27 protein-coding genes are annotated in these 25,187 nt (G+C 71.8%); 13 read left to right on the top strand and 14 right to left on the bottom strand.

Annotated features, from left to right (window positions below; genetic code table 11):
• The first annotated feature begins 37 nt into the window (after positions 1–37).
• A complete protein-coding gene (locus ACIBK5_RS00565) occupies positions 38–1,531 on the top strand; it encodes a hypothetical protein (protein ID WP_399014672.1) in 1,494 nt (497 codons plus the stop codon).
• Between the two features lie 5 nt (positions 1,532–1,536).
• Here ACIBK5_RS00565 and ACIBK5_RS00560 read toward each other — a convergent pair whose 3' ends face one another.
• From ACIBK5_RS00560 to ACIBK5_RS00550, 3 genes are all read right to left on the bottom strand, one after another.
• The gene (locus ACIBK5_RS00560) at positions 1,537–2,946 is read right to left on the bottom strand and encodes a PP2C family protein-serine/threonine phosphatase (RefSeq protein WP_399014670.1); all 1,410 of its coding nucleotides are present in this window, start codon (positions 2,944–2,946) and stop codon (positions 1,537–1,539) included.
• 271 nt (positions 2,947–3,217) lie between these two features.
• Positions 3,218–4,312 carry a chemotaxis protein gene (locus ACIBK5_RS00555; RefSeq protein WP_399014668.1) on the bottom strand — a complete coding sequence of 365 codons (1,095 nt, stop codon included), beginning with the start codon at positions 4,310–4,312 and terminating at the stop codon, positions 3,218–3,220.
• Positions 4,313–4,389: 77 nt separating this feature from the next.
• Entirely contained in the window at positions 4,390–5,961 is a 1,572-nt protein-coding gene (locus ACIBK5_RS00550; RefSeq protein ID WP_399014666.1) for an alpha/beta hydrolase, read from the bottom strand.
• Positions 5,962–6,235: 274 nt separating this feature from the next.
• On the opposite strand from ACIBK5_RS00550, the gene ACIBK5_RS00545 reads away from it, so the two are divergent.
• On the top strand, positions 6,236–6,919 hold the full coding sequence (locus ACIBK5_RS00545; RefSeq protein ID WP_399014665.1) for a chaplin: 684 nt from the start codon (positions 6,236–6,238) through the stop codon (positions 6,917–6,919).
• Positions 6,920–7,400: 481 nt separating this feature from the next.
• On the opposite strand, the gene ACIBK5_RS00540 is transcribed toward ACIBK5_RS00545, so the two are convergent.
• Complete coding sequence (locus tag ACIBK5_RS00540) at positions 7,401–8,135, bottom strand: class I SAM-dependent methyltransferase (RefSeq protein ID WP_399014663.1); 735 nt, start codon at positions 8,133–8,135, stop codon at positions 7,401–7,403.
• A 200-nt stretch (positions 8,136–8,335) separates the two neighbouring features.
• Positions 8,336–8,821, bottom strand: coding sequence for a nucleoside deaminase (locus tag ACIBK5_RS00535; RefSeq protein ID WP_399014661.1), 486 nt, complete (start codon positions 8,819–8,821; stop codon positions 8,336–8,338).
• A 146-nt stretch (positions 8,822–8,967) separates the two neighbouring features.
• Here ACIBK5_RS00535 and ACIBK5_RS00530 point away from each other — a divergent pair, with 146 nt between their 5' ends.
• Positions 8,968–9,891 (top strand): NAD-dependent epimerase/dehydratase family protein, encoded by a 924-nt coding sequence (locus ACIBK5_RS00530; RefSeq protein WP_399016167.1) that lies wholly within the window; start codon positions 8,968–8,970, stop codon positions 9,889–9,891.
• Between the two features lie 143 nt (positions 9,892–10,034).
• Here ACIBK5_RS00530 and ACIBK5_RS00525 read toward each other — a convergent pair whose 3' ends face one another.
• Both ACIBK5_RS00525 and ACIBK5_RS00520 read right to left on the bottom strand, forming a co-directional pair.
• Positions 10,035–10,298 (bottom strand): GlsB/YeaQ/YmgE family stress response membrane protein, encoded by a 264-nt coding sequence (locus ACIBK5_RS00525; protein ID WP_399014659.1) that lies wholly within the window; start codon positions 10,296–10,298, stop codon positions 10,035–10,037.
• Between the two features lie 160 nt (positions 10,299–10,458).
• Entirely contained in the window at positions 10,459–10,899 is a 441-nt protein-coding gene (locus tag ACIBK5_RS00520; RefSeq protein ID WP_184595907.1) for an SPW repeat protein, read from the bottom strand.
• A gap of 228 nt (positions 10,900–11,127) precedes the next feature.
• Here ACIBK5_RS00520 and ACIBK5_RS00515 point away from each other — a divergent pair, with 228 nt between their 5' ends.
• Positions 11,128–11,337 carry a hypothetical protein gene (locus ACIBK5_RS00515; protein ID WP_399014657.1) on the top strand — a complete coding sequence of 70 codons (210 nt, stop codon included), beginning with the start codon at positions 11,128–11,130 and terminating at the stop codon, positions 11,335–11,337.
• Between the two features lie 292 nt (positions 11,338–11,629).
• On the opposite strand, the gene ACIBK5_RS00510 is transcribed toward ACIBK5_RS00515, so the two are convergent.
• Positions 11,630–12,688 (bottom strand): acyl-CoA dehydrogenase family protein, encoded by a 1,059-nt coding sequence (locus ACIBK5_RS00510; RefSeq protein WP_399014655.1) that lies wholly within the window; start codon positions 12,686–12,688, stop codon positions 11,630–11,632.
• A gap of 115 nt (positions 12,689–12,803) precedes the next feature.
• Between ACIBK5_RS00510 and ACIBK5_RS00505 the strand changes: the two genes are divergently transcribed.
• Positions 12,804–13,154 carry a YciI family protein gene (locus ACIBK5_RS00505; RefSeq protein ID WP_399014653.1) on the top strand — a complete coding sequence of 117 codons (351 nt, stop codon included), beginning with the start codon at positions 12,804–12,806 and terminating at the stop codon, positions 13,152–13,154.
• Positions 13,154–14,344, top strand: a complete 1,191-nt coding sequence (locus ACIBK5_RS00500) for an RNA polymerase sigma factor (RefSeq protein WP_399014651.1) — start codon at positions 13,154–13,156, stop codon at positions 14,342–14,344. The genes ACIBK5_RS00505 and ACIBK5_RS00500 overlap by 1 nt, the downstream gene beginning before the upstream one ends.
• Positions 14,345–14,357: 13 nt before the next feature.
• Here ACIBK5_RS00500 and ACIBK5_RS00495 read toward each other — a convergent pair whose 3' ends face one another.
• Positions 14,358–15,470, bottom strand: coding sequence for a substrate-binding domain-containing protein (locus ACIBK5_RS00495; protein ID WP_399014649.1), 1,113 nt, complete (start codon positions 15,468–15,470; stop codon positions 14,358–14,360).
• A gap of 192 nt (positions 15,471–15,662) precedes the next feature.
• Between ACIBK5_RS00495 and ACIBK5_RS00490 the strand changes: the two genes are divergently transcribed.
• From ACIBK5_RS00490 to ACIBK5_RS00475, 4 genes are all read left to right on the top strand, one after another.
• The gene (locus ACIBK5_RS00490) at positions 15,663–16,100 is read left to right on the top strand and encodes a MarR family winged helix-turn-helix transcriptional regulator (protein WP_399014647.1); all 438 of its coding nucleotides are present in this window, start codon (positions 15,663–15,665) and stop codon (positions 16,098–16,100) included.
• A 195-nt stretch (positions 16,101–16,295) separates the two neighbouring features.
• Positions 16,296–17,186, top strand: coding sequence for a glycoside hydrolase family 19 protein (locus ACIBK5_RS00485; protein WP_399014645.1), 891 nt, complete (start codon positions 16,296–16,298; stop codon positions 17,184–17,186).
• A gap of 110 nt (positions 17,187–17,296) precedes the next feature.
• Positions 17,297–18,661, top strand: a complete 1,365-nt coding sequence (locus ACIBK5_RS00480; protein WP_399016165.1) for a phospholipase — start codon at positions 17,297–17,299, stop codon at positions 18,659–18,661.
• Positions 18,662–18,703: 42 nt separating this feature from the next.
• Complete coding sequence (locus tag ACIBK5_RS00475; RefSeq protein WP_399014643.1) at positions 18,704–19,621, top strand: oxidoreductase; 918 nt, start codon at positions 18,704–18,706, stop codon at positions 19,619–19,621.
• Here the strand turns inward: ACIBK5_RS00475 and ACIBK5_RS00470 are convergent.
• Positions 19,618–20,076, bottom strand: a complete 459-nt coding sequence (locus tag ACIBK5_RS00470; RefSeq protein WP_399014640.1) for a pyridoxamine 5'-phosphate oxidase family protein — start codon at positions 20,074–20,076, stop codon at positions 19,618–19,620. The genes ACIBK5_RS00475 and ACIBK5_RS00470 overlap by 4 nt on opposite strands.
• A gap of 153 nt (positions 20,077–20,229) precedes the next feature.
• On the opposite strand from ACIBK5_RS00470, the gene ACIBK5_RS00465 reads away from it, so the two are divergent.
• Both ACIBK5_RS00465 and ACIBK5_RS00460 read left to right on the top strand, forming a co-directional pair.
• Positions 20,230–20,616, top strand: a complete 387-nt coding sequence (locus tag ACIBK5_RS00465; protein ID WP_399014639.1) for a VOC family protein — start codon at positions 20,230–20,232, stop codon at positions 20,614–20,616.
• Between the two features lie 44 nt (positions 20,617–20,660).
• Entirely contained in the window at positions 20,661–21,740 is a 1,080-nt protein-coding gene (locus tag ACIBK5_RS00460) for an adenosine deaminase (protein WP_399014637.1), read from the top strand.
• Here the strand turns inward: ACIBK5_RS00460 and ACIBK5_RS00455 are convergent.
• Both ACIBK5_RS00455 and ACIBK5_RS00450 read right to left on the bottom strand, forming a co-directional pair.
• The gene (locus ACIBK5_RS00455; RefSeq protein WP_399014635.1) at positions 21,722–22,237 is read right to left on the bottom strand and encodes a DUF664 domain-containing protein; all 516 of its coding nucleotides are present in this window, start codon (positions 22,235–22,237) and stop codon (positions 21,722–21,724) included. The genes ACIBK5_RS00460 and ACIBK5_RS00455 overlap by 19 nt on opposite strands.
• Positions 22,238–22,278: 41 nt before the next feature.
• A complete protein-coding gene (locus ACIBK5_RS00450; protein ID WP_399014632.1) occupies positions 22,279–23,163 on the bottom strand; it encodes a LysR substrate-binding domain-containing protein in 885 nt (294 codons plus the stop codon).
• Between the two features lie 120 nt (positions 23,164–23,283).
• Here ACIBK5_RS00450 and mgrA point away from each other — a divergent pair, with 120 nt between their 5' ends.
• Positions 23,284–24,276, top strand: coding sequence for an L-glyceraldehyde 3-phosphate reductase (mgrA, locus tag ACIBK5_RS00445; protein ID WP_399014630.1), 993 nt, complete (start codon positions 23,284–23,286; stop codon positions 24,274–24,276).
• A gap of 44 nt (positions 24,277–24,320) precedes the next feature.
• On the opposite strand, the gene ACIBK5_RS00440 is transcribed toward mgrA, so the two are convergent.
• Both ACIBK5_RS00440 and ACIBK5_RS00435 read right to left on the bottom strand, forming a co-directional pair.
• Entirely contained in the window at positions 24,321–24,608 is a 288-nt protein-coding gene (locus ACIBK5_RS00440; protein WP_399014628.1) for a DUF1905 domain-containing protein, read from the bottom strand.
• Positions 24,609–24,677: 69 nt separating this feature from the next.
• Positions 24,678–25,061 (bottom strand): nuclear transport factor 2 family protein, encoded by a 384-nt coding sequence (locus ACIBK5_RS00435; RefSeq protein ID WP_399014626.1) that lies wholly within the window; start codon positions 25,059–25,061, stop codon positions 24,678–24,680.
• Positions 25,062–25,187 lie beyond the last annotated feature (126 nt).

Here is a 25,187-nt window from a genome sequence, read left to right as displayed (position 1 = left end):
GCTACTGTCAACTCAGCCGAGTACCTGGGGGCTTGATGTGAGCGGACAACCCAACACCCGTCTCTCGGACCTGTTCGGCCTGGCCGGCTGGTCGAAGGGCGAACTCGCGAGGCTGGTCAACCGGCAGGCGGCGGCCATGGGCCACCCCCAGCTCTCGACCGACACCTCCCGGGTGCGGCGGTGGATCGACACGGGAGAGATCCCGCGCGATCCGGTGCCGCGGGTGCTGGCGGTTCTGTTCACCGAGCGTCTCGGCCGTGTCGTGACCATCGAGGACCTCGGTCTGGTCCGGCAGGGGCGTGCGGGGAAACGGCAGGACGGCGGGAGTGCGGAGCCTCCCGACGGTGTGCCGTGGGCGCCCGAGCGGACCGCCGCGGTCCTCACCGAATTCACGGGAATGGACCTCATGCTCAACCGACGCGGCTTGGTGGGCGCGGGCGCCGCGCTCGCCGCGGGATCCGCACTCAGCAGCGCCATGTACGACTGGCTGCACACCGACCCTGCCCTGGCTGCCGACGCTCCCGACCTCGATCCGTCCCTGCACGCCGACCCCGCTGGGTTCGACCGCTACGAGGCCGCCCCCATCGGGTCGCAGGAGATCGAGGAACTGGAGCGCTCGGTCGAGGTGTTCCGTGCCTGGGACGCCGCCCGCGGCGGCGGGCTCCAGCGCAAGGCCGTGGTGGGCCAGCTCAACGAGGTGGGCGGCATGCTCGCCTACCGTCACCCACCCCATCTCCAGCGGCGCCTGTGGGGCGTCGCCGCCAACCTGGCCGTCCTCGCGGGCTGGATGTCGCACGACGTCGGCCTGGAACCCACGGCCCAGAAGTACTTCGTCATCGCCGCGCACGCGGCCCGGGAGGGCGGGGACCGGCCCCGCGCGGGTGAGGCACTCTCGCGTGCGGCCCGCCAGATGGTCCATCTGGGCAAGCCGGACGAGGCCCTGGACCTGATGAGGCTCGCCACGTCCGGCTCGGGCGACGACGTGCTGCCCCGCACCCGGGCGATGCTCTGCACCATCGAGGCCTGGGCACAGGCCGCCATGGGCAAGGGCCAGGCCATGCGCCGCACGCTCGGGCAGGCGGAGGACCTGTTCGTCTCCGACAAGGCCGACGTACCACCGCCGGACTGGATGCAGACCTTCAAGGAGGAGGACCTCTACGGCATGCAGGCCCTGGCCTACCGCACGCTCGCCGAGTTCGAGCCGGGTGCGTCCGCGCATGCCCAGCACTACGCGGAGAAGGCGCTGGCCCTGCGGGTCGACGGCCGGCAGCGGTCGAAGATCTTCGACTATCTGTCGATGGCCTCGGCCTGCTTCATCGCGGACGACCCCGAACAGGCGGACCGGTACGCGCGGTTGGCCCTGGTGTCGATGGGATCCAACTCCTCCCACCGCACCTGGGACCGGCTGCGCGAGATGTACCGGCTCACCGCCGAGTACGCCGGTTATCCGAGGATCCAGGAGCTGCGGGAGGAGATCAAGCTCGCCCTGCCGAAGACGAAGGGCAGGGGCGGCAACAGCGCGCGGGCCTGAGTCTCCTATGACGTGACCTTGGCGACGAGCACACAGGCGTTGTCCTCGCGCGCGCTCTCGCCGAACTCCTGGACGACCGTCGCTATGCAGTCCTCCGCGGTGCGGTTCCCTGCCAGGCGCGGGGCCAGCTCCAGGAGGAGGTTCACGGCCGCCCCTCCGGTGTGCCCGGGTACCAGCCCGTCGGTGTGCAGGAGCAGCAGGTCGCCCACCTCGAGGGTCTCTTCGGCCTGCCCGTAGACGGCGCCCGAGGTGGCGCCGAGCAGGACGCCGTCCGGTGTGTTCAGCACATGCCCCGTCCCGCCGCGGAACAGCAGCGGGGCGGGGTGCCCGGCCTGCGCCCACACCAGGGTGCGGGTCCCGGGCCGGTAGCGGCAGCAGACGGCGCTGCCGAGGGCGGGTTGCACGGTGGCGTCGAGTAACTGGTTGAGCCAGGCCATCAGTTGTCCCGGCGGGGCGCCGGCCATCGCCATGCCGCGTACGGCGCCGAGCAGCATGGTCATGTTCGAGGTGACATCGACTCCGTGTCCGGTGAGGTCGCCGACGCTCAGGAGTGTTTCACCGTCGGTGATTTCGAGCGCGTCGTACCAGTCGCCGCCGATCAGCGTGTGCGTGGACGCCGGCAGGTGGTGGGCGGCGAGGTCGAGGGCTCCTGGGCTCCGGTGCGGGAGTCGCAGGGAGCCACGCCACGGCGGCGGCACGGCCTCCTGCGACTCGACCGCGAGCCGGTGTTCGGTCCGCGCGGCATGCCCCTGGTGGCGGAGCGAGTCACGGGTCTCGCTGACCACCCGCTGGCTGCGGCGCAGTTCGCTGACGTCGCGCAGCACGGCCCACATCGAGGCGGTGCTGCCGTCAGTGTCGAGCACCGGTTCGCCCATCATGTGCACGGTGCGGACGTCGCCGTCCCGGCGTGCGATGCGGAACTCGCCGTCGATGGGCCGGGCGTCGACGAGGCAGTTCGTGACCATCGCCGTCAGCTTCGGCCGGTCCTCGTCGAGGACCAGGGACGGCATCTCGTCGAGGGTGAGCGGTGGAGCCTCGGGGTCGCGGCCCAGAATCTGGTAGAGCTCCCCGGACCAACTGGCCTCGTCCGTCAGCAGGTTCCACTCGGCGCTGCCGACCCTGCTGAGCAGCGAGCCCTGCGGGGGCGCGCCCGGGTCCAGGGGGGCCGCCGCGGGCGGCGGGCCGTCCCGCAGCTGGGCGAGATGCTCGTCGAGGTCGTTGAGCTGGTGCAGAGCCAGGTCGTACAGGGCGCGCTGCCAGCGGCCCCGCGGGTGGTCCGATCCGTCCCCCTCGGCGTCGCGCCGCACCGCGTCCATGTCGCCCTTGAGCCGCCGCGTCTGCGATATGAGCGCGTCGACCGAGCCGCGTCCGGGCGGCTGGGCGGCTGGGCGGTCCGCGGAGAGGTGGGACGGCATGACGCACTCCGATGCGGGGACGGTACGACCAGGGCGGACGGAGGGACCGTTACGACTGTCGCACAGCCCGCGACGCCCTGTAAGGGATTCGGCGACACACGATACGGTGGTGCTTCTGGCATATGCCACAGTCTCGCGGAGTTACTCCGAGGTAGGCGCGAAGTGCGCCGCACGGATGCCCAAGTCGTAGGTTACACAGGGTATTTGGCGACCCGTGGGTAACGTCGCGCCCTGGTGTCGCGCGTGTTCGACGGCCGTGTGTTCGATCTCTTCAGTACCGCAGCACCCCGGCGATGCCGTCCGCCTCACCGAGCGCGCCGTCCGGTACGAAGCGGACGTCGGCACCCGTCTCCAGGCACTGCTCGACGATCTCGTCCACGATGTCCTCGCGGGAGTCGAGGTCGTCGCTCTCGGTGAGGATCAGATGGTCGCCGGCGTCGCGGACCGTCACGCGGTAGTTCTCCTCGACGGCCAGCAGCCGGACGCGGCCGTCCCGGGCGCTCTGCCACAGTTCGTCGACTCCCGCGGCGAACTCCCGTCGTCCGCGGGCCGTTTCGAGGGCGCGGCTCACGGCGTCCGTGCTCCGGCGGGCCTCCGCCTCGATCACCGGCCGCATGGCCTGCCACACGGTGTCGGGGGTCCCGTGGGCGAGGCCGCCGCGCGGAACGTGCACCGCGCCCCTGGCGGTGGTGCCGGCCTCGTCGATCAGGGAGAGGGCGGCCGGCTCGCCGGTGACGTACAGCCGTCGCGGGTGGTCGCGCAGAACGGCGCTCATCGCGGTGTCGGCCTCGCGCAGGAACTGCCGGGTGCGTTCCTCCCGGAAGGCGCTCGGCGTGTCGCCGATCCGTTGTAGCCGTTCCGGGTCGAAGTTCTCCACGCGCCTGGTCAGGGGGAAGCCGCCGACGCGCGCCGCGGCGACCCGGTCGGCACCGCCGTTCCACAGCGTGACGCGGTCCGCTGCGAGTGACAGCACCCAGAACGGCCGCCCGGCCGTCTGGGCGGAGACCAGGTTCCGGGTGAGGAAGGTGTCCGAGAGCACCACGCGTTCCGGTACGGACCGGGCGAGCGACCACACCTGGTGCTCGCCGGGGGCCGCGAAGATCACCAGGCCGTCCTCGGCGTGCGTGAGATCGACCTCGGACAGGGCCCGGTCGAGGTGCCGGGCGACCTCGGCCCGGCGTTCCCGGGTGACGGCGGGAACGACCTCCAGTTGCCTCTTGGCCTCGGCCACGGCATTGCGCAGCCGGACCTGGTCCTGGGCGTTGTAGGGCTCGCGCCGGTGGGTCGGCGTCAGCACGGAGACCGCGGGGTAAGGGCGCGGGCGCCGCAGCTCGGCAAGGGTCGCGGGACTCAGAACGTGCTCCATGACAGCACGATAGAGCCGATTCGTGATCGGGGCATTTGGGGCAATCGGTTCGCCGGTTCGAGTGACGGAGCGGCGACTCACTCGGTGTCGTGGTCGGAGCCGCAGGAGCTGCCGTCCGGCGGGAGGGTGCCGTACAGCAGGAAGGCGTCGACCTTGCCGTGCACGCACTTGGAGGACCCGTAGCCGGTGTGGCCCTCGCCCCGGTTGTCGAGCACCACGGCGGACGAGCCGAGCCGCTCGGCCGTCTCCACCGTCCAGCGGTACGGCGTGGCGGGGTCGCCCCGGGTTCCGACGAGCAGCATCCTCGGCGCGTCGACGTCTTTGACCTCGTCGCGGATGAAGTCGGTGCCCTTGGGGCGGCCGTAGCACAGCAGCACCTGGGTGAGCCGGTACCGGCCGAAGACAGGTGACGCCTGCTCGTACCGGGCGCGCAGCCGGCCGAGGTCCTTGGTGACCTGCGCGGCGGCGGGGCGGTCGGGATCGTCCGCGCAGTTGACCGCCATCAGCGCCGCCGGCAGGTTGTCCATGGGCACGTCCTCAGGGTCGACGAGTCCGCGGTGCTCGCCCCGCAGCGCCGGGAGTGTGACACCTCCGGACACGAAGGCCTCCAGGCCGCGCGTGTCGCCCTCCTCGAGCAGCTGGGCGACGGCCCGCTGCAGCAAGGGCCACAGCTCCCGGCTGTAGAGGCCCTGCGTGAGCGCGCCCGCGAAGTCCTGGCCGGAGAACGCCTCGCCGAAGTCCGTCGGCACCGGGTCCTCGTCGAGTGACCGGACCACCTGTACGACGCTTTCTCTGGCCTTACGCGGATCCTGCCCGAAGGGGCAGGCGATGTCCTCCGTGCACCAGGTCAGGAAGTTCTCCAGCGCGGTCTGCAGTCCCCGGGCGCTCACCATGCCCTGCTCGGACAACGGCTCGGTCAGCGTGTCCACGCCGTCCAGTGCCACCCTGCCGACCTTCTCGGGGAACCGGGCCGAGTACACCGCCCCGAGCCGGCTGCCGTACGAGAAGCCCAGGTAGTTGAGCTTGTCGTCGCCGAGCGCGTCGCGCATGACGTCCAGGTCACGGGCGGCGTTCACCGTGCCCATGTGGCGCAGGACGGGTCCCGAGTGTTCGGCGCACTCGGCCGCCGCCGCGCGCAGTTTCTCGAGCACGGCCTGCGGATCGGCGGCCTCGGCGTTGCCGTCTGTCGCGTCCAGTGCGCCGGTGGAGGCGTTCCCGCAGCTCACCGGTGCGGAGCGGCCGACGCCGCGGGGGTCGAAACCGACGACGTCGTAGCCGTTCGTCAGGCCCATGAAGTGTTTGCCGCCGAGGGCGAGTTGGGTCACGCCAGGGACGCCCGGGCCGCCGAAGTTCAGCAGTACCGAGCCCCGGGACTTGCCCGTGGCCCGGTAGCGGGCCACGGCGAGATCGAGAGTGCCCTGCTCGGGCCTGGCGTAGTCGAGCGGGACGGTGACCTTGCCGCACTGCAGGTCCTTGGGCATGTCCACGCCCTGGCACGCCGACCACTTGACCTTCTGGTCGTAGAAGCGCGTCAGACCGGGTGGCGGGTCGTCGGCCGCCGGCAGGGTCGCGCCCAGCAGGGCCAGCCCGGCCACGCCCGTGACCGCGCAGCGCCGGATCGAGAGGTGCGTGGACAGCTTGGCCAGCATCAATGCCTCCAGGGGCGCCCCACAGCGGACCGGGAACCGGCGCCCTCGCCCACCATAAGCGGGCCCCGGAAGCGCCGCCTCCGGGCGGGTGCGGCGGCTCGGAGTTCCTCGGGACGGGCTGCTCCGTGCCGCATACGAAGGGCTTTACCGCTAGTTCGACAACCGGGCCGCTCGATGGAGTGAAAGGCCGATAAGCCATAACTCGGATCGTGCGCCCCGCGTTCTATCCCGTGCGGGTGAGTGCCCGCGACGATGTCTGGAAGGCAGGGAACCTATGAGACGGGTTACCCGAAACGGTGTGATCGCCGTCGCCGCCGCCTCGGGCGCGATGGCCGTGGCGGTCCCCGCGTACGCGGACTCCGCGGCGGACGGATCGGCGGCCGGTTCGCCCGGGGTGGTCTCCGGCAACACCGTTCAGCTGCCGGTGCATGTCCCGGCGAACGTGTGCGGGAACACGGTGAACGTGGTGGGGGTCCTGAACCCCGCCGCGGGCAACAGCTGCGAGAACAAGGGCGACGGGCGGGCGGGCCGGCCGGGCAAGCCCGGCGGTGCGGTCGCCGAGAGCAGCGGAAAGGATTCACCGGGTGTGGTCTCCGGCAACGGCGTACAGCTGCCTGTCGATGTTCCGGTCAACGTCACCGGCAACAGCGTGAACGTGGTCGGCATCGGCAACGCGGCGACCGGCAACGAGTCCTCGAACACCCCCGGCGGCCGGCCGGTCCGCCCCCACCACCCACCGAAGCCGGAGGCCCCGAAGCCGTCCGTCCCGCCCCGGGCGCACCCCGCCCCCGACCCCGCCCCTGCCCCGCACTCCGTGCCGCAGGCCACGGGTGCCCTCGCCCACACAGGCTCGGACCACACCCTGCCGGCCGTCGCGGCGAGCGCGGCGCTGGTGCTCGGGGGAGTGGTGCTGCGCCGACGGTTCCGCCCGGCGGCGGACGGCTCGCAGCGAGGCTGACGCGGCGGAGCCCTGGCGGCTCGCCGCGCGGCGGTACGCGATCCCGCTCCCGTGCCCGGAAACGGCGGCATCCTTGCGGCCCCGCCGTTCGGTGGCAGGCGACACCGAACCGTTCAGGCCCGGGAGCCGGGACATCCTGGCGGCTTCGCCGCGTGGTGGCACGTCGTGGTGCTCCGGGGCGAAGCCGCCAAGCGCTTGCGGTTCCCGCGGACGGCGGAATGCGGCGCCGCTGTGGGGCCCGAGGGCTGTGTGGTGCCCGCGGCGCCGCCCCGTGGCGACACGGTGCTAGCGGGCCCGGGAGCGGCGACGCCCCGGGCCCGCCGGGCCCCGCACCAGAGGGGGCCGGTCCTGCGGGTGGCATCGGCAGCGTCGGCGCCGTCGGCGGCGCATAGGGGCGCCGGACGGCGGATGTCGTGGGCGGCGGTGCACTGTGCGCGTGGTCGAGGCCGACGTGGGCGTCGATGTTCGGCGTCCGATGGTGTCAGAGCGGCTCCGCCACCCCCGTGAGCAGCACCATTCCGGAGTCGCCGTGGTCCGGCAGGGTGCGGGCGGTGTCGATGTGGGTGACGTCCAGGTCGTGGGTCAGAGGGGTGAAGACCTCCGTGACCGTCGTCGGGTTCACGGGGCAGCCCGGCCAGCGGGACGCCGGGCCGATGCGATGGGTCGGCAGGTTCTCCCAAAAGGCGGCGACCAGGTGACCGCCGGGCGTGACCGTGCGGACGAAGGTGCGGCAGAAGTCGGCGAACTCGGCGAAGTCCTCCGTGGCCCCCTCGGCGACGAAGTGCATGGAGGCGAGTTCGTAGAAGCCCGATGGCAGGGTCCGGACGTCGGCGTGCACGACGTTCACCGGGGCCAGGGCCCCGGCCAGGGTCGCCGGCACGCCGGGGTTGAGCTCCCGGCATAGCGCGTGGAAGGGCAGCCAGCTCGCGTCGAGGCGATGACAGATCTGCTCCTGGAGGTAGGCGACGCTGCTCGCCCCCGCCTCCACGGCGTCGATCCTGCGGCACGCGGCGGACGCGAGGATCAGCGGATAGAGATTCGGGCCCGCCCCGAATTCCACCGAGCGGTCGATGGCACCGGGCGGGAAGCGCCGGTAGAAGACGCTGTGGTGCGCGATGATCGCCGCGTCCGAGGGATGCACCTCGCGGTAGTTCTCCGCGAGGTAGTCCGCGACAGGCCAGCGATCCCAGTCCACGTCGTCGTTGTGCGTCGTCATGGCCGTTCAGCCCTTCAGCCGCAGCGGGAAGCGCTCGGAGTGCGCCGCCGCGCACATCGGGCAGTGCTCGCTATGCGCCTCCCCTCGTCGGGGAGTCCGGGGCGTGACGCCTGGTCCAGTTGAATTCGATCGTAGATTCGCCCATGCGGCCCTGCACCTCGGGCGGGCCGGGGGAATCCACTGGGGAATCCAGGGGCGGATCAGCCGCGCCCGCGATGGAACCGCACGTGCAAATCCCGGATCCGCTCCGTCAGTTCGGGTACCGGACCGTCCACGATCACACCGGGTGCTACCTCGCGCACGGGGAGTGGCCGCACTGGCGGAGCGGGGACGCCCAACTCGCTCAGCCAGTACACGAGTTGCTCGGACGAGGCGACGTAGGCGATGCGTCCCAGACCCACCCAGGCGTGCGCCGCCGCGCACATCGGGCAGTGCTCGCCGGAGGTGTAGACCGTGGCCGCCGCCCGCTCCTCGGGCGTGAGACGGGCGGCCGACCAGCGGGCCAGCTCGAACTCGGGATGCCGGGTGCGGTCGCCCGAGGCCACGCGGTTGCGGTCCTCGGCGAGAACCGTGCCGTCCCTCCCCACCAGAACGGAACCGAACGGTTCGTCCCCGGCGGCCAGTGCCTCGGCCGCGAGCTCCACGCAGCGGCGCAGGTGAGGCAGTTCCGTGTCCTTCACGACCATGGTGCCGGGCCTTCCTCGTGACGGAATGATCAACAGAACTGTACGGCGGGCGGGGCGTACGGCCCCACCGGACGTCGCGTCGCCAGGCCGCCGTCGGGCCGCCGTGGGGATGTCACATCCACGCTCGTCCGATCCGTCGCATGGTCATGACGACGAACCAGAAGAACCAGAGCATCCTCCTCGCCGGCGCGAGCGGTGTCCTCGGCCGGCACATCACCCACGCGCTCACCGAGGCGGGCCACAAGGTCACCGGACTCGGCCGGGGCCGGGACAACGGTGTCCGCGCCGACCTCATGGACCGGGACGCGCTGCTGCGCGCCGTCGACGGACACCACTTCGACACCGTGATCCACGCCGCGACCGCCCTGCGCAAGCCCCCCATGCGGGACCGTGACATGGACGCCACCGACGCGCTGCGCACCCAGGGCACGGCCCACCTCGTCGAGGCCGCCCGCGTCACCGGTGCCCGCCGCTTCGTCGCGGAGTCGATGGTCTTCGGCTACGGCTACGGGGATCACGGCGACCGCCCGCTCACCGAGGACGACCCCTTCGGCCCCCTCGGCAGGACACCGAGCCTGGAGCGGCACATCGCCGCCATGCGGACCAAGGAGCGGCTCACCTTCGAGTCGGAGGCACTGGAGGGCATCGCGCTCCGCTTCGGTGTGTTCTACGGCCCCGGCGGCACCGACAACCTGCTGCCGCTGCTGCGCAGGAGGCAACTGCCGATGCCCGGCGACCGCGACCGGGTGCTGCCGTGGGTGGAGCTCACCGACGCCGCCCGCGCGGTGGCCGCCGCCGTGGAGCGCGGCAGGCCGGGGCAGGCGTACAACATCGCGGACCGGACGCCGCTCGGTTTCCGCGCCCACATCGAGAGCGTGGCCGAAGCGTTCGGACTGCCGAAGCCGATGACCGTACCGCTGTGGCTGATGAGGCCCATGTCGTACGCGCACACCGTGATGGCGTCGCGGCTGCGGATGTCCTGCGCCAAGGCGGAACACGAACTGGGCTGGACTCCGCGCTACGCGTCCAGCGGCGAGGGGCTCGCCGCGCTGCGGGCAGCGGGCCGTTGACGCCGGGGGAGTACCGGCCGGGTCCCGGTCCGGGTCTCCGGCTCCGGTGTGCCGGGCCGCGGCACACCGGGTGCCAGGTGACTTCCTGGTGTGACTCCTGGTGTCGCGCACGTACTGTCGATACGCCGTCGCTCGCTACGCCGTCAGCGGCCTGCCTTCGAACGGTCCAGCGCGGCGACGCCGAGCGCGGCGAGGCCGATCTGGATGAGCCATTCGACCCAGTCGACACCCTTGGTGTCGGCCACGCCGAACGCGCCGGCGAGTGCGGAGCCGATCAGCGCGGCGATGATGCCGACGACGATCGTCCACAGAACTCCGATGCGCTGACGGCCCGGGACCACGAGCCGGCCCAGGACGCCGATGACGATGCCGATCACGATGGCACTGATGATGCCGTCGACTTCCATCTCCGCCCCTCCTCCTCAGGACCCCCGCTGCAGTGCGTCTGCCCCCTGGCGGCCGGGACACTCCGGCTCCCGCGCCGCGTGGCCGCTCACGTCGTGGGTGTGGACGCGAAAGGGCCGGTCCGGGAGCCCGGACCGGCCGTCGTTTCACTCCCGGCGGGGACTACGGCTTCGGTGAGGCCTTCGCCGCCGTGCCGGCGCACACCAGGCCCAGGAGAACGGCCAGTGCACCGATGATGATGTTGTTCCACACGACCCCGGCGTCCGGGCTCTCGCCGACGATCCACGGCGAGATGATCATCCACACCCCGAGGGCGCACATGGCCCAGCTCAGCCCGTACATACGCTCCGGAGCACGAGTGAACCCGAGCGCCAGCAGGCCGATCGCGATCCCCATGATCAGGTTGTGCGTCACGAGCGGCGGCTGGCTGGTCGTGTAGTGGACTATCCACGGGGAGGCCGCGCAGTACAGACCCAGCAGGAACACCGGGCCGTCCACGAGCGCCACATCGCGTCCGCCGAGCATGCGGGCGTACCGATCCCGCATCTCGGAGGCATCAGGGTGGCTGGTGATGTCACCTCTGGTGGGCGAGACGTTGGCCATGACTCGTCTCCTTCGTCTTACAGGGCAACCGCGTCTGGTGGGGTATGCGGTAAGCGCCGCGTAAGCACATTCTGCTCTTATTTTTCCTTTATGTGTAGAGGTTGTACGGGGGTGTGGACTCCTACCGGGCGGTACATGTCCGGGCGGATCGCGGGCAACCGGAGGGATACGGCAGTGACCGATCGATGTCGCCCGGCGGGCGGCGCGGGACAGCGGAGGGCAGTGGACATGGCTACGGCGATCAGCGCGAAGGTGTTGGAGCGGTTCCCGGCGGGAGCCCCGCGCGGATCGTGGCCGGCGGAGGAGTACGCGGCACGCCGCCGCGCCGAGGGTGAGCCCGCCACCGTCGTGATGGACCTGGAGTCGGACGCCTTCCTCGTGGTGGTTCCGCCGGACGACGACGCCTGTGCCAGCGCTTCCCGTCGCGCGGCAGCCTGAGCCGAACTGTGCGCGCGTGCCGACGGCCGCGCTGCTCGGACGCACCCCGCTGCGGGCCGTGGCGGGCTGACGGCTCCGGCTCTCCAAAGATCAGCCCTGGGAGCAGACTCAGGCGTCATCCGCACCGTCGCACACTCCGAGCACGGCCACGAGGCGACGCGAACCGCACTGCGGGATCTGGCCGGGAAGGGCGGCTCCAGGACGGGGCGTTCCACGTCGCTGTGTTCGAGGCGGAGTTCTGCGGCAAGTCGCCGTCCCCGACCGGAAGTCCGACCGGCAGGCCGCTCCTGCCTCAGCTCGGCCGGCCGGACGCCAGCGTCCCGAGGTGCCTCCGGCGTGCCTCGGCCGTCTGACCCTGCACCAGCAGGAACATCCCCTCGCGGGCCAGCCGCTGCGCCCGGCTGTCCAGGGCCATGGACCGGCCGCCCCCGGCCACGACCGCCGCGGTCGTCGCCGCGCGCATGAGGTCGTACGCGCGCGTCTTGACGGCCAGGCGTTCCGGGACGCACTCGTGGGGGACCGGGTGGTCGGCCAGCGTGTAGGCCTCCCGCCGGACCTCGTCGAGCCGGGCCCGCAGCGACCGGGCCGTCTCCTGGCCGTCCGGGGTGTCCGCCACCAGGTCCAGCGCCGCGTACCCCACCCCGAAGACGGCCGGACTGGCGTTGGCGGCCCTCGGCAGATCGACCAGGGCGAACTCCTGCTGCGGCACACGCAGTACGACGGCCTCGTCCGGCACCCACAGGCCGTCCAGTTCCAGAGAGACCGTACGGGCGGCGGTGAGGGCCGCGAGCCGCATGGGCGCCGACGCGGACAGCCCCGGCTGCTCGCGTGCCTCGGTGAGGACGAACACCACCTCGGCCGCATCCGTCACACCGGCCAGCAGCATCACGTCGTTCAGGCCCCAGCCGGTGAACCAGGGCACCGTTCCCTCGAACCGCCAGCCGCCCCGCTCGGGCACCGCCCGCACGGGGACGCGGGGAAAGGCACGGACATGGGCGAACGCGATACCGGCCATCACCTCGCCGGTCGCCAGCGGACGCAGGAACTTCTCGCGGACGGGCGAGTCGTAGGTGGCGATCAGCTTCACCGGGGTGTGGTGCTGTGTCTGCACGAACCAGGTGGAGCAGCACGCCCCGGCCAGGATCTCCGCGGTCTCCCGCGCCACGCCGACGGGCGCGTCCGCCCCGCCGTACGCCTCCGGCGCGCCCACCCCGAGCAGCCCCGACCGCTTCACGGCCGTGATGTGGCTCGCCGGCACACCCTCCTGGTCGACCCGCTCGGCATGCGGGACGAGGAGATCGCGCGCCAGTCGCTGTGCGCGGGTGACGAGGGGATGGGGTGTGGTGGTCATGGGAGAAATTCTCCCGGTCGCGCGGCGCGGGGTGTCGATCCGGGGGCGTGTCGTTCGTGTAGGAGGTGCAAGGACACCCCGACACCCACACACCCGAACGCCCATGGAGGCCGTCATGAAGTACTACCTGCTCGGTGTGATGCAGCCGGTCGGCGATCCGCCCGCCCCCGAGGTCCTCGCGGAGATCGGCAGGAACCTCGACGCCTTCCACCAGGAGTTGCGCGAGGCGGGCGCCTGGGTCTTCGCCGGCGGGCTGCACGGCCCGGAGTCCTCCACCGTGCTGCGCCCCCGTGACGGCGACGTCCTGATCACCGACGGCCCGTACGCCGAGGGCAAGGAGATGCTCGGCGGCATCTGCCTCCTCCGGGCGCCCGACCTGGACGCCGCCCTGGAGTGGGGGCGCAAGGCCGCTCTCGCCACCACACTGCCGATCGAGGTGCGCCCCTTCATGGGGGACGCCGACTGATGGACGTGGACGTCGAGGCGGTCTTCCGCGCGGAGTACGGTCGCGCGGTCGCCGTCCTGGTCCGCTTCCTCGGTGACATCGACCTCGCCGAGGAAGCGGTCCAGGACGCCTTCACCACGGCCGTGCGGTGCTGGCCGGAGACCGGCGTCCCGCCGAGCCCCGCCGGGTGGATCATCACCACGGCCCGGAACCGGGCCGTCGACCGGCTGCGCCGCGAGTCGTCGAGACAGGCCCGGCACGCCGAGGCCGTCCTGCTGCACGCCTCCGACACACCGCCCGAGGAGGGACCCGTGCGCGACGACCGGCTCCGTCTGATCTTCACGTGCTGCCACCCCGCACTCTCCCTTCAGGCCCGGGTCGCCCTGACCCTGCGGCTGCTCGGCGGGCTCACCACCGCGCAGATCGCCCGTGCCTTCCTGGTACCGGAGCCGACGATGGCCCAGCGGCTGGTCCGCGCCAAGGCGAAGATCCGCGACGCCGGGATCCCGTACCGGGTGCCCCGCGACGCCGACCTGCCCGACCGGCTCGGCGGGGTCCTGGCCGTCGTCTACCTGATCTTCAACCAGGGCTACGAGGGCTCACCCGGCCTGTGCGCCGAAGCCCTGCGGCTCGGCCGTCTCCTGTCCGGGCTGATGCCGGACGAAGCCGAGGCGACCGGCCTGCTCGCGCTGATGCTCCTGATCGAGGCACGCCGCGACGCCCGCGAGAACGACCAGGGCGAACTGGTGCCGCTGCCCGAGCAGGACCGGGCCGGCTGGGACAGGGACCTGATCACCGAGGGGCAGACACTCGTCCGTCGCTGCCTGCGCCGCAACCAGCCCGGGCGCTACCAGGTCCAGGCCGCCATCCAGGCCGTGCACAGCGACGCACCGACCGCGGACGCCACCGACTGGGCCCAGATCCGGCAGCTCTACGACCAGCTCATGATCCTGGCCCCGAGCCCGGTCGTGGCCCTGAACCGGGCCGTCGCCGTCGCCGAGACCGAGGGCCCCGGGCCTGCCCTCGCCCTCGTGGACGCCCTGGACCTCGACGGCTACCACGTCCTGCACGCCGTCCGCGCCGACCTGTTGCGGCGCCTGGGCCGGAACACCGAGGCCGTAGCGGCGTACGAGGCGGCCCTCGAACTCGCGCGGAACCCGGCGGAACGCGCGTTCCTCGACCGCCGCAGGACAGCGCTCGCCCGGAGCTGACCGGACGGTCCGGTCAGGGACGCGAGCCGCGCGGCTCCAGCTCCGTGAGCACATCGAAGTCGAGCCCGTCCGCACGGGCCAGATAGATGCGCTGGCGCACATGACCGTCCCGCAGGTGCAGCAGTCCGCGCGGGCCCTCGTACGACACCGCGTCCGCCGCCGCGCCGATCGCCGACACGTCCAGTGTCCCGGCCCTCCTCAGCAGCGCTGCCAGCAACAGCACGCCCTCGTAGCAGGACTCGCCGAGGCTGCCGAGGGCGGGTGCCTCGACGCCGTAGCGGGTGGCGTACCGCCCGTGGAAGTCGAGCGTGTCCCGGTTGGCAAGCGAGGCGAAGAAGCCGGCCGTGCTGTAGAGGTCCTCGGTGGCCGCCGGGCCGCTCGCCAGCAGCATGTTCTCGTCCATCAGCGTGCTCAGCCGCAGACAGCGCGCGTGCAGCCCGTACGCCGCGAACGCCCGGTTGAAGCGCACCGCGTCGCTGCCGACGAGCAGCATCAGCACCCCGTCGGCGTCCGCGCGCTCGACGCGACGCAGTACCGGCTCGAAGTCGTCGGTGCCGAGCGGGAGATAGGCCTCACCGGCGACACACCCGCCGGACGCGCGGGCGTACGCCCGGGCAGCCCGTGCCGTACGCCGCGGCCACACATAGTCGTTCCCGACGACGAACCACCGCCGCACCCCGCGTTCGTGCGCCAGCAGGTCCATCGCGGGCCGCAGTTGATCGCGCGGGGTCTCGCTCGTCAGGAACACGCCCGCCGTGTCCTCCCCGCCCTCGTACAGCGCCGTGTACACGTACGGGACGCGGTGCGCGATCCTCGGCGCCAGCGCCTGGCGCACCGAGGAGATGTGCCAGCCGGTGACGCCCTGCACGACGCCCAGGTCGACCAGCGCCGCTACCTGTCCGGCGACCTCGTGCGGCGGGCCCGAGCCGTCGACCGGCACCAGCCGCAGCTCCCTGCCGAGCACGCCGCCGTCCCGGTTGACCTCCTCGGCGGCCAGCCGCGCGCACAGCTCGCACGTCGGCCCGAAGATCCCGGCCGGCCCCCGCAGGGGAAACACGAGAGCCACGCCGAGCACGGAGCCGTCGGCCGTGAACCACTCGGGCGCGGTGAGGTCGTGCCGGAACATGGCGTCATGATCCCGGCTCCGCCGTGCGAACTCCAGTACGTCTCTTACCATGGACGCACCTCTGAGCTGGGGTCTGTCGTCTGGACCAGGTCGGCTGAGAGAGACTGCGCCTTTCACCGACCCGAGCGGGGCGTGGTGCGTGCCACGCCCCGCGACACCGACATGATCCAAACGACAGGCCCTAGGAGCGGCATGCCCACCCCACCCCCGCGTCGCCCCGACGACCTGGTGCAGTTGCTGACGCGGGCCGAGCGGCTCGCGGCGGGGCGGCTGCGGGCCGTTCTGGAGGAGGAGGGCTGCTCCCTCGACGCGTGGCGGGTGCTGGCCCTGCTGTCCGACGGCGAGGGGCGCCACATGGCGGCGATCGCGGAGGCCGCCTTCCTGCCGCCTCCGACGCTGACCAAGCTGGTCGACCAGCTCGTCGACCAGAACCTCCTGCACCGCCGGGTCGACCCGTTCGACCGCCGCCGCGTCCTCGCCCACCTCACCCCGCGCGGCCGCGAGTACTGGCAGCGCGTCGACCGAGCGGTCCGCACCGGCCGGCCCACGCTCGGCGACGGCGACGACGAACTGCTGCGGTCCCTGCTGGACCGACTCGCGGCGGCGCTGACGGAGTCGGCCCCCGTGTGAGCCCTCGACAGCCGCGACGCGGATGACTGGTCTACACCCTTGACTGGTACAGACCAACGCGGTTGAGTGTGCCTCCACAACCCCCCACCACGGCCGCCCCCACGCCGTGACCGGTCCACCGGTGCGCGCGGTCAAGGGTCAGCTTCGCCCTTCCCTCGTCAGGGTGCGGCCGTGCTCCGCAAAGGAGTTGATCCCGTGTCGAGACGCCGCATCTCCGCAGTCCTGGCCACGCTCGCCCTCGCGGGTGCCGCGCCGGTGTTCCTGCCGGCCTCCACCGCGTCCGCCGCCGCGTGTTCCAGCTACCCGAACTGGACGGCCGGCAAGTCGTACAACGCCGGCGACATCGTCCGCTACACCGACGGCAAGGCGTACATCGCCGAGCACGCCAACCCGGGCTACGACCCGGTCATCAGCACCTGGTACTGGGAGCCGTACGCCTGCGACAGCGGGCCGGGCACGCCCAACGCGCGCTTCGTCGTCACCGAGGCGCAGTTCAACCAGATGTTCCCGAACCGGAATTCCTTCTACACCTACAGCGGCCTCACCGCGGCCCTGAGCGCCTACCCCGGCTTCGCCAACACCGGCAGCGACACGGTGAAGAAGCAGGAGGCCGCGGCCTTCCTCGCCAACGTCAGCCATGAGACCGGCGGCCTGGTGCACGTGGTGGAGCAGAACCAGGCCAACTACCCGCACTACTGCGACTGGAGCCGGCCCTACGGCTGCCCGGCCGGCCAGGCCGCCTACTACGGGCGCGGCCCCATCCAGCTGAGCTGGAACTTCAACTACAAGGCCGCGGGCGACGCGCTCGGCATCGATCTGCTGAACAACCCCTGGCTGGTCCAGAACGACTCGGCCGTCGCCTGGAAGACGGCCCTGTGGTACTGGAACACCCAGACCGGCCCCGGCACCATGACCCCGCACAACGCCATGGTGAACAGCGCCGGCTTCGGCCAGACCATCCGCAGCATCAACGGCTCCCTGGAGTGCGACGGCAAGAACCCGGCGCAGGTGCAGAGCCGCGTCAACAACTACCAGCGGTTCACGCAGATCCTCGGGACGTCACCCGGCGGCAACCTCTACTGCTGACGCCGGACCCCAGGGCGTGGTGTCATACGGGATGTCATGCACCTGATCAGCCTCCATCTGATCGGCTCGATCGGTCCTGATCAGTCCGACGAAGGGCATCCCTCATGCGTCTGCGCACCCCCCACGCCCTGCTCGCCACGACCGCCGCGCTGGCCGCCGCGGTCGTGGCCCCGCCGCCCGCCGCTGCCGCCGCCGTTCCGGCCCCGGGCACGTACTACGTCCAGAGCGCCACGACCGGGCTCAACGCGGCCGACAGCGGCGGAGCGGTCGAGCAGCACAGACCCCGCGGCAACGAGGACCGCCAGCAGTGGCGGCTGCGGCCGAACGGGTCGGCCCACCTCCTGGAGAACACCGACACACCGGGCAACTGCCTCGGCCGCAACGGCGACCAGGCCGCGGCCGTCGCCTGTACGAGCGCCGACGCCGCCTGGGAGATCGCTCCGGCCGGCACCGACCGCTACACCCTCAAGGCCCCGGGCACCACGCGTCACCTCACGGTCGCCCCCAAGCCGTCCAACGCCAACTATCCTGCCCGGCTGGCGGTCGGTGGGGCAGGCGACCTCGCCGCCTGGTACCTCACCCCCGTGGACCCCGCGACCGGCCCCATGCCGCCGCAGGATCAACGGACCCTGGACCAGGTCACGTTCCTCACCTCGCACAACGCGTACGCCAACGGTGTCGACGGCGGCTTCGCCCCGCCCTTCGTCAATCTCGTGCCCAACCAGACCCGCGGTATCGAGCGGCAACTCGCCGACGGCGTCCGCGGATTCATGCTCGACATCCACCAGACCCCCGACGGCGCCATCCTCTGCCACAACAGCTGCACCCTCGTCAGCAGGCCGGTCGCCCTCTGGGTCGACCTCCAGCGCATGGTGGACTTCCTCAAGGCCCACCCCGACCAGTTCGTCACTGTCTTCCTCGAGGACTACGTCGACCCGGGCGTCCTGCGCGCGGAACTCGCCCGCGTCAACGGCCTGTCGGACGTGCTGTACCGACCCGACCGCACCGGCGTACGGCAGAACGGCTGGCCGAAGATGGCGGACCTGGCCGCCGCCGGCGACCGGCTGCTGATCTTCACCGACCACAGCCGCTCCGCCGACCAGGCGGCGGGCCTGACCCGGGACAGCTTCGGCGTCATGTACCAGCGTGAATGGACCGTCGAGAACTACTGGTCCATGGGTTCCGGCATAGGCTCCTCCGACTGGTCCTGCTACAGCCGCTGGTACGACTCCGGCACGAACCTCCCGCTGACCCGCACCGAACCCGGCTTCCGCCCGCTGTTCGTCATGAACCACTTCCGCGACGCCGGCATCACCTCCACGGCCACGACCGACAACAGCAAACTCGCCGACCGCGCCCGGCGGTTCTGCCAGCCGGCCGCCCGCAAGAAGCCCAACTTCCTCGCCGTGGACCACTACGACCGCGGCAACCCGGCCTCCGCCGTGACCACGCTCAACTCGTACACGTATCCGTAAAGTGGCCGCATCCGTCCGTGCGACGTGTGTGAGACTCCGCCGATGAGCTCACAGACGATCACCGCGGACGCCGCGGGCACCTGGAAACTCGGCGACCTGCCCGTCCACCGCCTCGGCTACGGCGCGATGCGGCTGACGGGCAGCGCCGCCTTCCATCACGGCACACCGAGCGACCGCGCCCGGTCGATCGCCGTCCTGCGCAAGGCGATCGACCTCGGCGTGAACCACATCGACACGGCCGCCTTCTACTTCTCGTCGCTGCGCTCCGCGAACGAGCTCATCAACACCGCGCTGGGGCCCTACCCGGACGACCTGGTCATCGTCACCAAGGTGGGCCCGTACCGGACGCACGACGGGGAGTGGGGCACCTCGGCCCGTCCCGAGGATCTGCGCGGCCACGTCGAGGAGAACCTGCGCCAGCTCGGCCGCGACCACCTGGACGTCGTCAACCTGCGCCGGATGCCGAAGTACGACTCGATCGCCGAGCACTTCGGGGCCCTCGCGCAGCTCCGGGAGGCGGGCCTGATCCGGCACCTGGGGGTCTCCAATGTCGAGCCCCGCCACCTCGCCGAGGCGCAGGCCATCGCGCCCGTGGTGTGCGTGCAGAACCGGTACGCCCTCGACCGTCCCGACCCAGCGACCGACGAACTGCTGCGGATCTGCGGCGAACAGGGCATCGCCTTCGTGCCGTTCTACGCCGTCGCCGGCGAGGGCGGGGAGCAGGGTGCCACCACCGCCCACGACGAGGAGGTGCCAGCCGTGGCCCGCGCCCATGGGTCGAGCCCCGCACAGATCCGTCTCGCCTGGACGCTGCACCAGGGGGCGCACGTCCTCGCCATCCCCGGCACCGGCAACCCCGACCACCTCGCCGAGAACGTGGCGGCGGGCGCGATCCGCCTCACCGACGAGGAACTGGACCGGCTGGGCGCACCGCGGCAGAGGGCCGGGGCGACCGGCTAGAGCGCCCAGACCCCGTCCCGCATGAGATGCCTGCGGGGCAGCTCGTGCTGCTCGCACCACGCCTGCACCGCACGCGGCCCCACCCGGAAGAACGCGTACGACGCGTGGTCCTCGCGCGGATCCCAGCCGGTCTTCGCGCGGAACGCCTCGGCCGCTGCGGGCGGCACCTCGGCGCACGTGAAGGTCTCCGCCTCGCCGTCGACGAGGACGACGTCCCGGGTGTCCCCGAGGGCCAGCCGGGCCCGCCGGCCGTCCCGCAGGTTACGGCCGGTGGGGTTGGTCAGCAGGGTGCACAGCCATACGGCCTGGTCGTGCCACACGAACCACAGCGGAACCAGACACGGCACCCCTTCGGCGTCGGCCGTGGCGACCCAGATGTCCCTTTCCCGCTCCAGCCGGACCAGCAGGTCCGCCTTGCGCTGGGCGGGGGTGCGAGGTGGCTCGGTGATCTTCATGAGTGGGACGCTAGCGGGCTTGCGGTGGGTACCGCCTCGGGCCGGGGGCGTAGGCCGAAGACCTAGGACTTCGAAGAAGCCGGGAAGGTAGTTGGCACCCCGGGAGTTTTACGTATAACCTCTCCCGTCAACCGCACGCTCCGAGAGGTCCCGATGAGTCGTATCGCCCTGGTCACCCTCGTCGTCGACGACTACGACGAGGCGATCCGCTTCTACACCGAGGCCCTCGGATTCCGGCTCGCCGAAGACGCGCCCCGGCCCGACGGGTCCCGCTGGGTCGTCGTCGAACCCGGCGCCCCGGGCAGCGGCCTGCTGCTCGCCCGGGCGAAGGGGGAGGCCCAGGCCGCCCGGGTCGGGGACCAGGCCGGAGGGCGGGTCGGGTTCTTCCTGCACACCGACGACTTCGCCCGCGACCACGCCCGGATGACCGCCGCGGGCGTCACCTTCCTGGAGGAGCCGCGGCACGAGCCGTACGGCGTCGTCGCGGTCTTCCAGGACCTGTACGGCAACCGCTGGGATCTCCTCCAGCCCGCCGGCTGACCTCTCCCTCGCTCCGAACCGCCCGCACAAGGAAAGTCCCACCCATGACTGCTACGCGCGTAGATGCCGAAGTGATCCGCCGTCTCCCGAAGGCCGTGCTGCACGACCACCTCGACGGTGGTCTGCGCCCCGCCACCGTCGTGGAGCTCGCGGACGCGGTCGGCCACACCCTGCCCACCACCGACCCCGACGAGCTCGCCGCCTGGTACTACGAGGCCGCCAACTCCGGCGACCTGGTGCGCTACATAGCCACCTTCGAGCACACCCTCGCCGTGATGCAGACCCGTGAGGGCCTGCTGCGCACGGCCGAGGAGTATGTCCTCGACCTCGCCGAAGACGGTGTCGTCTACGGCGAGGTGCGCTACGCCCCCGAGCTGAACACCAACGGCGGGCTGACCCTGGCCGAGGTCGTGGAGACCGTCCAGGAGGGCCTCGCGGCGGGCATGGCCAAGGCGGCCGCCGCGGGCACACCCGTGCGGGTGGGCACCCTGCTGTGCGGAATGCGGATGTTCGACCGGGTGCGCGAGGCCGCCGACCTGGCCGTGGCGTTCCGGGACGCCGGTGTCGTCGGCTTCGACATCGCCGGAGCCGAGGACGGCTTCCCGCCCGCCGACCACCTCGAGGCCTTCGAGCACCTGCGCCGTGAGAACGTGCCGTTCACCATCCATGCCGGGGAGGCGCACGGCCTGCCCAGCATCCACCAGGCCCTCCAGGTGTGCGGCGCCCAGCGCATCGGGCACGGCGTGCGGATCACGGACGACATCCCCGACCTCGCGGCGGGCAAGCTCGGCCGGCTCGCCGGCTGGGTGCGCGACCGGCGCATCGCCCTGGAGATGTGCCCGACCTCCAACCTCCAGACCGGCGCCGCGACCTCCATCGCCGAGCACCCGATCACCGCGCTGAAGGACCTCGGCTTCCGCGTCACCCTCAACACCGACAACCGGCTGGTCTCGGGCACGACGATGACCCGCGAGATGTCCCTGCTGGTCGAGCAGGCGGGCTGGGGCGTCGAGGATCTGCGCACGGTCACGGTGAACGCCCTGAAGAGCGCGTTCCTCCCCTTCGACGAGCGGAACGCCCTCATCCGGGACGTCGTGCTGCCCGGCTACGAAGCCGCGCTCTGAAGGAGCCCCCGCAGGTAGGCGGCCTGTCCGATGTGCTGGAGATCGTCGGACAGGACGCTGACCAGCCGGACCCCCAGGGTGACCGGCGGGTCCCAGCGCTCGTCGACGACCCGCTCCAGGTCCTTGGCGGCAAGGCCGCGCAGGGCGGTGCGGCTCTGGTCGTGCACCGCGTCGTAGTAGCCGGTCAGCATCTCGCCCGAGTCGACCCGGACCTTGGCGACCTTGGCGGGGCTGTGGCCGTAGCCCGTGTCGTGGCGGGGCAGGCCAAGACCGAAGCGCTTGTCCCACTCCTGGGAGAGCCACACCTGCTCCAGGCCGAAGGCGTCGGCGAGGTGGTCGTCCTGGACCCGGGTGAGGTGCCAGACGAGCCAGGCGACGGAGTTGGCGTCGGGGGAGGGGCGGGCGGCCAGTTCGTCGGGCCCCAGACCCTCGACGGTGGCGTGGACTTCTTCGCGGATGCGGTCGTAGCCGTCGATGAGGATGTCCTTCGCATGCATGGCTCCACCATCGCGCATCGCCGCGCGGCGTGCGCCCCCGCTCACGCGCTGGTGACCTCCAGCAGCCCCATCAGCGCACGGGCCGCCGGACTGGTGGCCCCCGGGGGCGGCAGCAGGGCCACCGTCTCGTACACCGCCTCGCCCGTGCCCTTGACGGGCAGCGCCGTCAGGGAAGCGCGCTTGTGCGCGAAGTGCCGCGGCACCACGGCCACGCCGAGATTCTCGTCGACCAGGTCCAGCAGGGTGTGCACGTCGTTCACCTCCAGGGCCACGGTCCGCCGTACGCCCGCGGCGGCGAACACCGTGTCGGTGCTGCGGCGCGGCCCCCAGTCCGGGTGGAAGTCGACGAACACCTCCCTGCCCAGCTCCTCCGGCGTGACGGCCGCACCGGCGGCGGCGAGCCGGTGACTGGAGTGGCACAGCAGCGTCATCGGCTCGCTGGTCAGCGACACCGACCGCAACTGGTCGCCGTCCTCCTGCGTGCGCACGACGAACGCCAGGTCGAGCCGGCCCGCCGCGACATCCTCGGCGAGGGCGCCCGACCCGGCCTGCCGCAGGCAGATCTCCACGTCCGGGTGACGATGCCGGAACGCGGCGAGCAGCCCCGCCACATGCACCCCGGCGATGCACTGCTCGCTGCCGAGCGCGAGCATGCCGCGCAGCACGCCCTGGACCGCCGCCACCGCCTCGTGGGCCGTCCGCACCTGTGCCAGGATCCGCTCCGCCTCACACAGCAGCGCCCGACCGGCCGGGGTCAGCGTGACCCGGCGGGTCGTCCGCACGAACAGCGGCGTCTGCAGCTCCCGCTCCAGCGCCCGGATCGAGGCGGACAGGCCCGACTGGGAGACCAGGAGGCGTTCCGCCGCCCGGGTGAAGTGCTGGTCCTCGGCGACCGCGACGAAATGCTGCAAGTGGCGCAGTTCCATGACTGAGAAGCGTAGCCGCTGAATTCCATCGGATTCTTCTGTTGGACGCATGGGCGCAGGTCACGCCAGAGTGGACACCGGTTTCATCCGACCGCGCCAGCCAACCCCTCTGGAGTCGCGTTGTACACCGCACACCCCGACCGCTACGCGGACATGCCCTACCGGCGCACCGGACGCAGCGGCCTGAAGCTCCCCGCGCTCTCCCTCGGCCTGTGGCACAACTTCGGCCCGGACCGGCCCGTCGAGACCCAGCGCGCCATTCTGCGCCGCGCCTTCGATCTCGGCGTCACCCACTTCGACCTCGCCAACAACTACGGCCCGCCCCCCGGCTCCGCCGAGTCCGCGCTGGGAGGGTTCCTGAAGTCGGACTTCGCGGCGTACCGCGACGAGCTGGTCATCTCCACCAAGGCCGGCTACCTGATGTGGCCCGGCCCGTACGGTGAGTGGGGCTCGCGCAAGTACGTGCTGTCCTCGCTGGACCAGAGCCTCACGCGGATGGGCCTGGACCACGTCGACATCTTCTACTCGCACCGCCCCGACCCGGACACTCCGCTGGAGGAGACGATGGGCGCCCTGCACTCGGCGGTGCAGCAGGGCAAGGCGCTGTACGTCGGTGTCTCCAACTACTCCGCCGAGCAGACCCGCGAGGCCGCCCGCATCCTGGGCGAGCTGGGCACCCCGCTCCTCATCCACCAGCCGCGCTACTCGATGCTGGACCGCCGCCCCGAGGACCAGGGCCTGCTGGACGCCCTCGACGAGCTCCAGGTCGGCTCCATCGTCTTCTCCCCGCTGGAGCAGGGCATGCTCTCCGCCCGCTACCTGGACGGCATCCCGGAGGGCTCCCGGGCGGCGAGCGACAGCCCGTTCCTGAACTCCGACGCGCTCACCGAGGAACTGGTGGGACGGCTGCGCGACCTGAACGACATCGCCAAGTCGCGCGGCCAGACCCTGGCCCAGCTGGCGCTGGCCTGGGTGCTGCGCGGCGGCCGGGTCACCTCCGCGCTGGTCGGCGCGAGCAGCGCGCAGCAGATCGAGGACAGCGTCGGCGCCATCCGCAACCTGGACTTCGACGCGGACGAGCTGGCCCGGATCGACGCGATCGTCAAGCAGTAGCCGTCTCCTCGGCCGGGGGCGGCCACCGCCCCCGGCCGAGCCGTCTAGGAGCTGATCCGCTCCTCCAGGCGCACGGTCACCGTGTCGCCCTCCTCCTTGCCGATGGCCTTGCGGACGCCGGCCTTCACGGGCAGCTTGTGCGTGCCGTCGCCCAGCGCCATGAAGGAGCTGCGGAACGGGTGCCCGTCGATCGTCCCGCGGACCTTGACCAGGCCGCGGGTGCCGAAGAACTCGACGGACCGGGGCCAGACCAGGTAGGTCCAGCCGCCCTCGGCGGGGCTCTTGCGCAGGACCGCGGTGAACTCCGCGTCCAGATCTGCGGTCGTGGCCATGGCGTCCTCCGGTGCTCGGCGGCCTCTCACACATCAGACCGCCGGACACCCGAGAACTCATCGCCGGCCTCAGGCCCCGGCGGGGACCCGGTCCAGAAATCCGAGCACGGCCCTGATCCGGCCCTGCCCGTCCAGCGTGATCACATCCGAGCCCGCGACGGGCGCCGAGCCCTCGGTCTCGCTGACCAGCTCCCACGAGAAGCGGGCGGTGTCGTGGTGCCCGTCGACGGCCCCGGCGAGCCGGAACACCAACCCCGGGAACTGCTCGCGGACCGCCGCGATCAACCCGGCGATCTGCTCGTGGCCCCGGACGTCGGCGAGAGGGTCGGTGTAGCCGCCGTCCTCGGTCCACGCGGCAGCGACCGCTTTCTCTCGCGCCGACGGGCTTTCGGCGTTCCAGGCCTCGAAGTAGCGGGCGACGGCGTTCTCGTAGCGCTGGGCGGGTGCGGACATGGGAGATCAGCCTCCGGAAAGGTCGTGCCTGCTGGTCAGGGCCCGGATCACCGCTCGCGGCGGACCCGGTACGCACCACCCTGCCCGCGCCCGGCGGGACCGTCGATTACCTCCGGAGTCATGCCC

Source organism: Streptomyces sp. NPDC050546, from assembly GCF_044457425.1.
Lineage (GTDB): Bacteria > Actinomycetota > Actinomycetes > Streptomycetales > Streptomycetaceae > Streptomyces.
The sequence above is the reverse complement of the archived record's forward strand: the minus strand, read 5'-3'. Positions and strand labels throughout refer to the sequence as shown.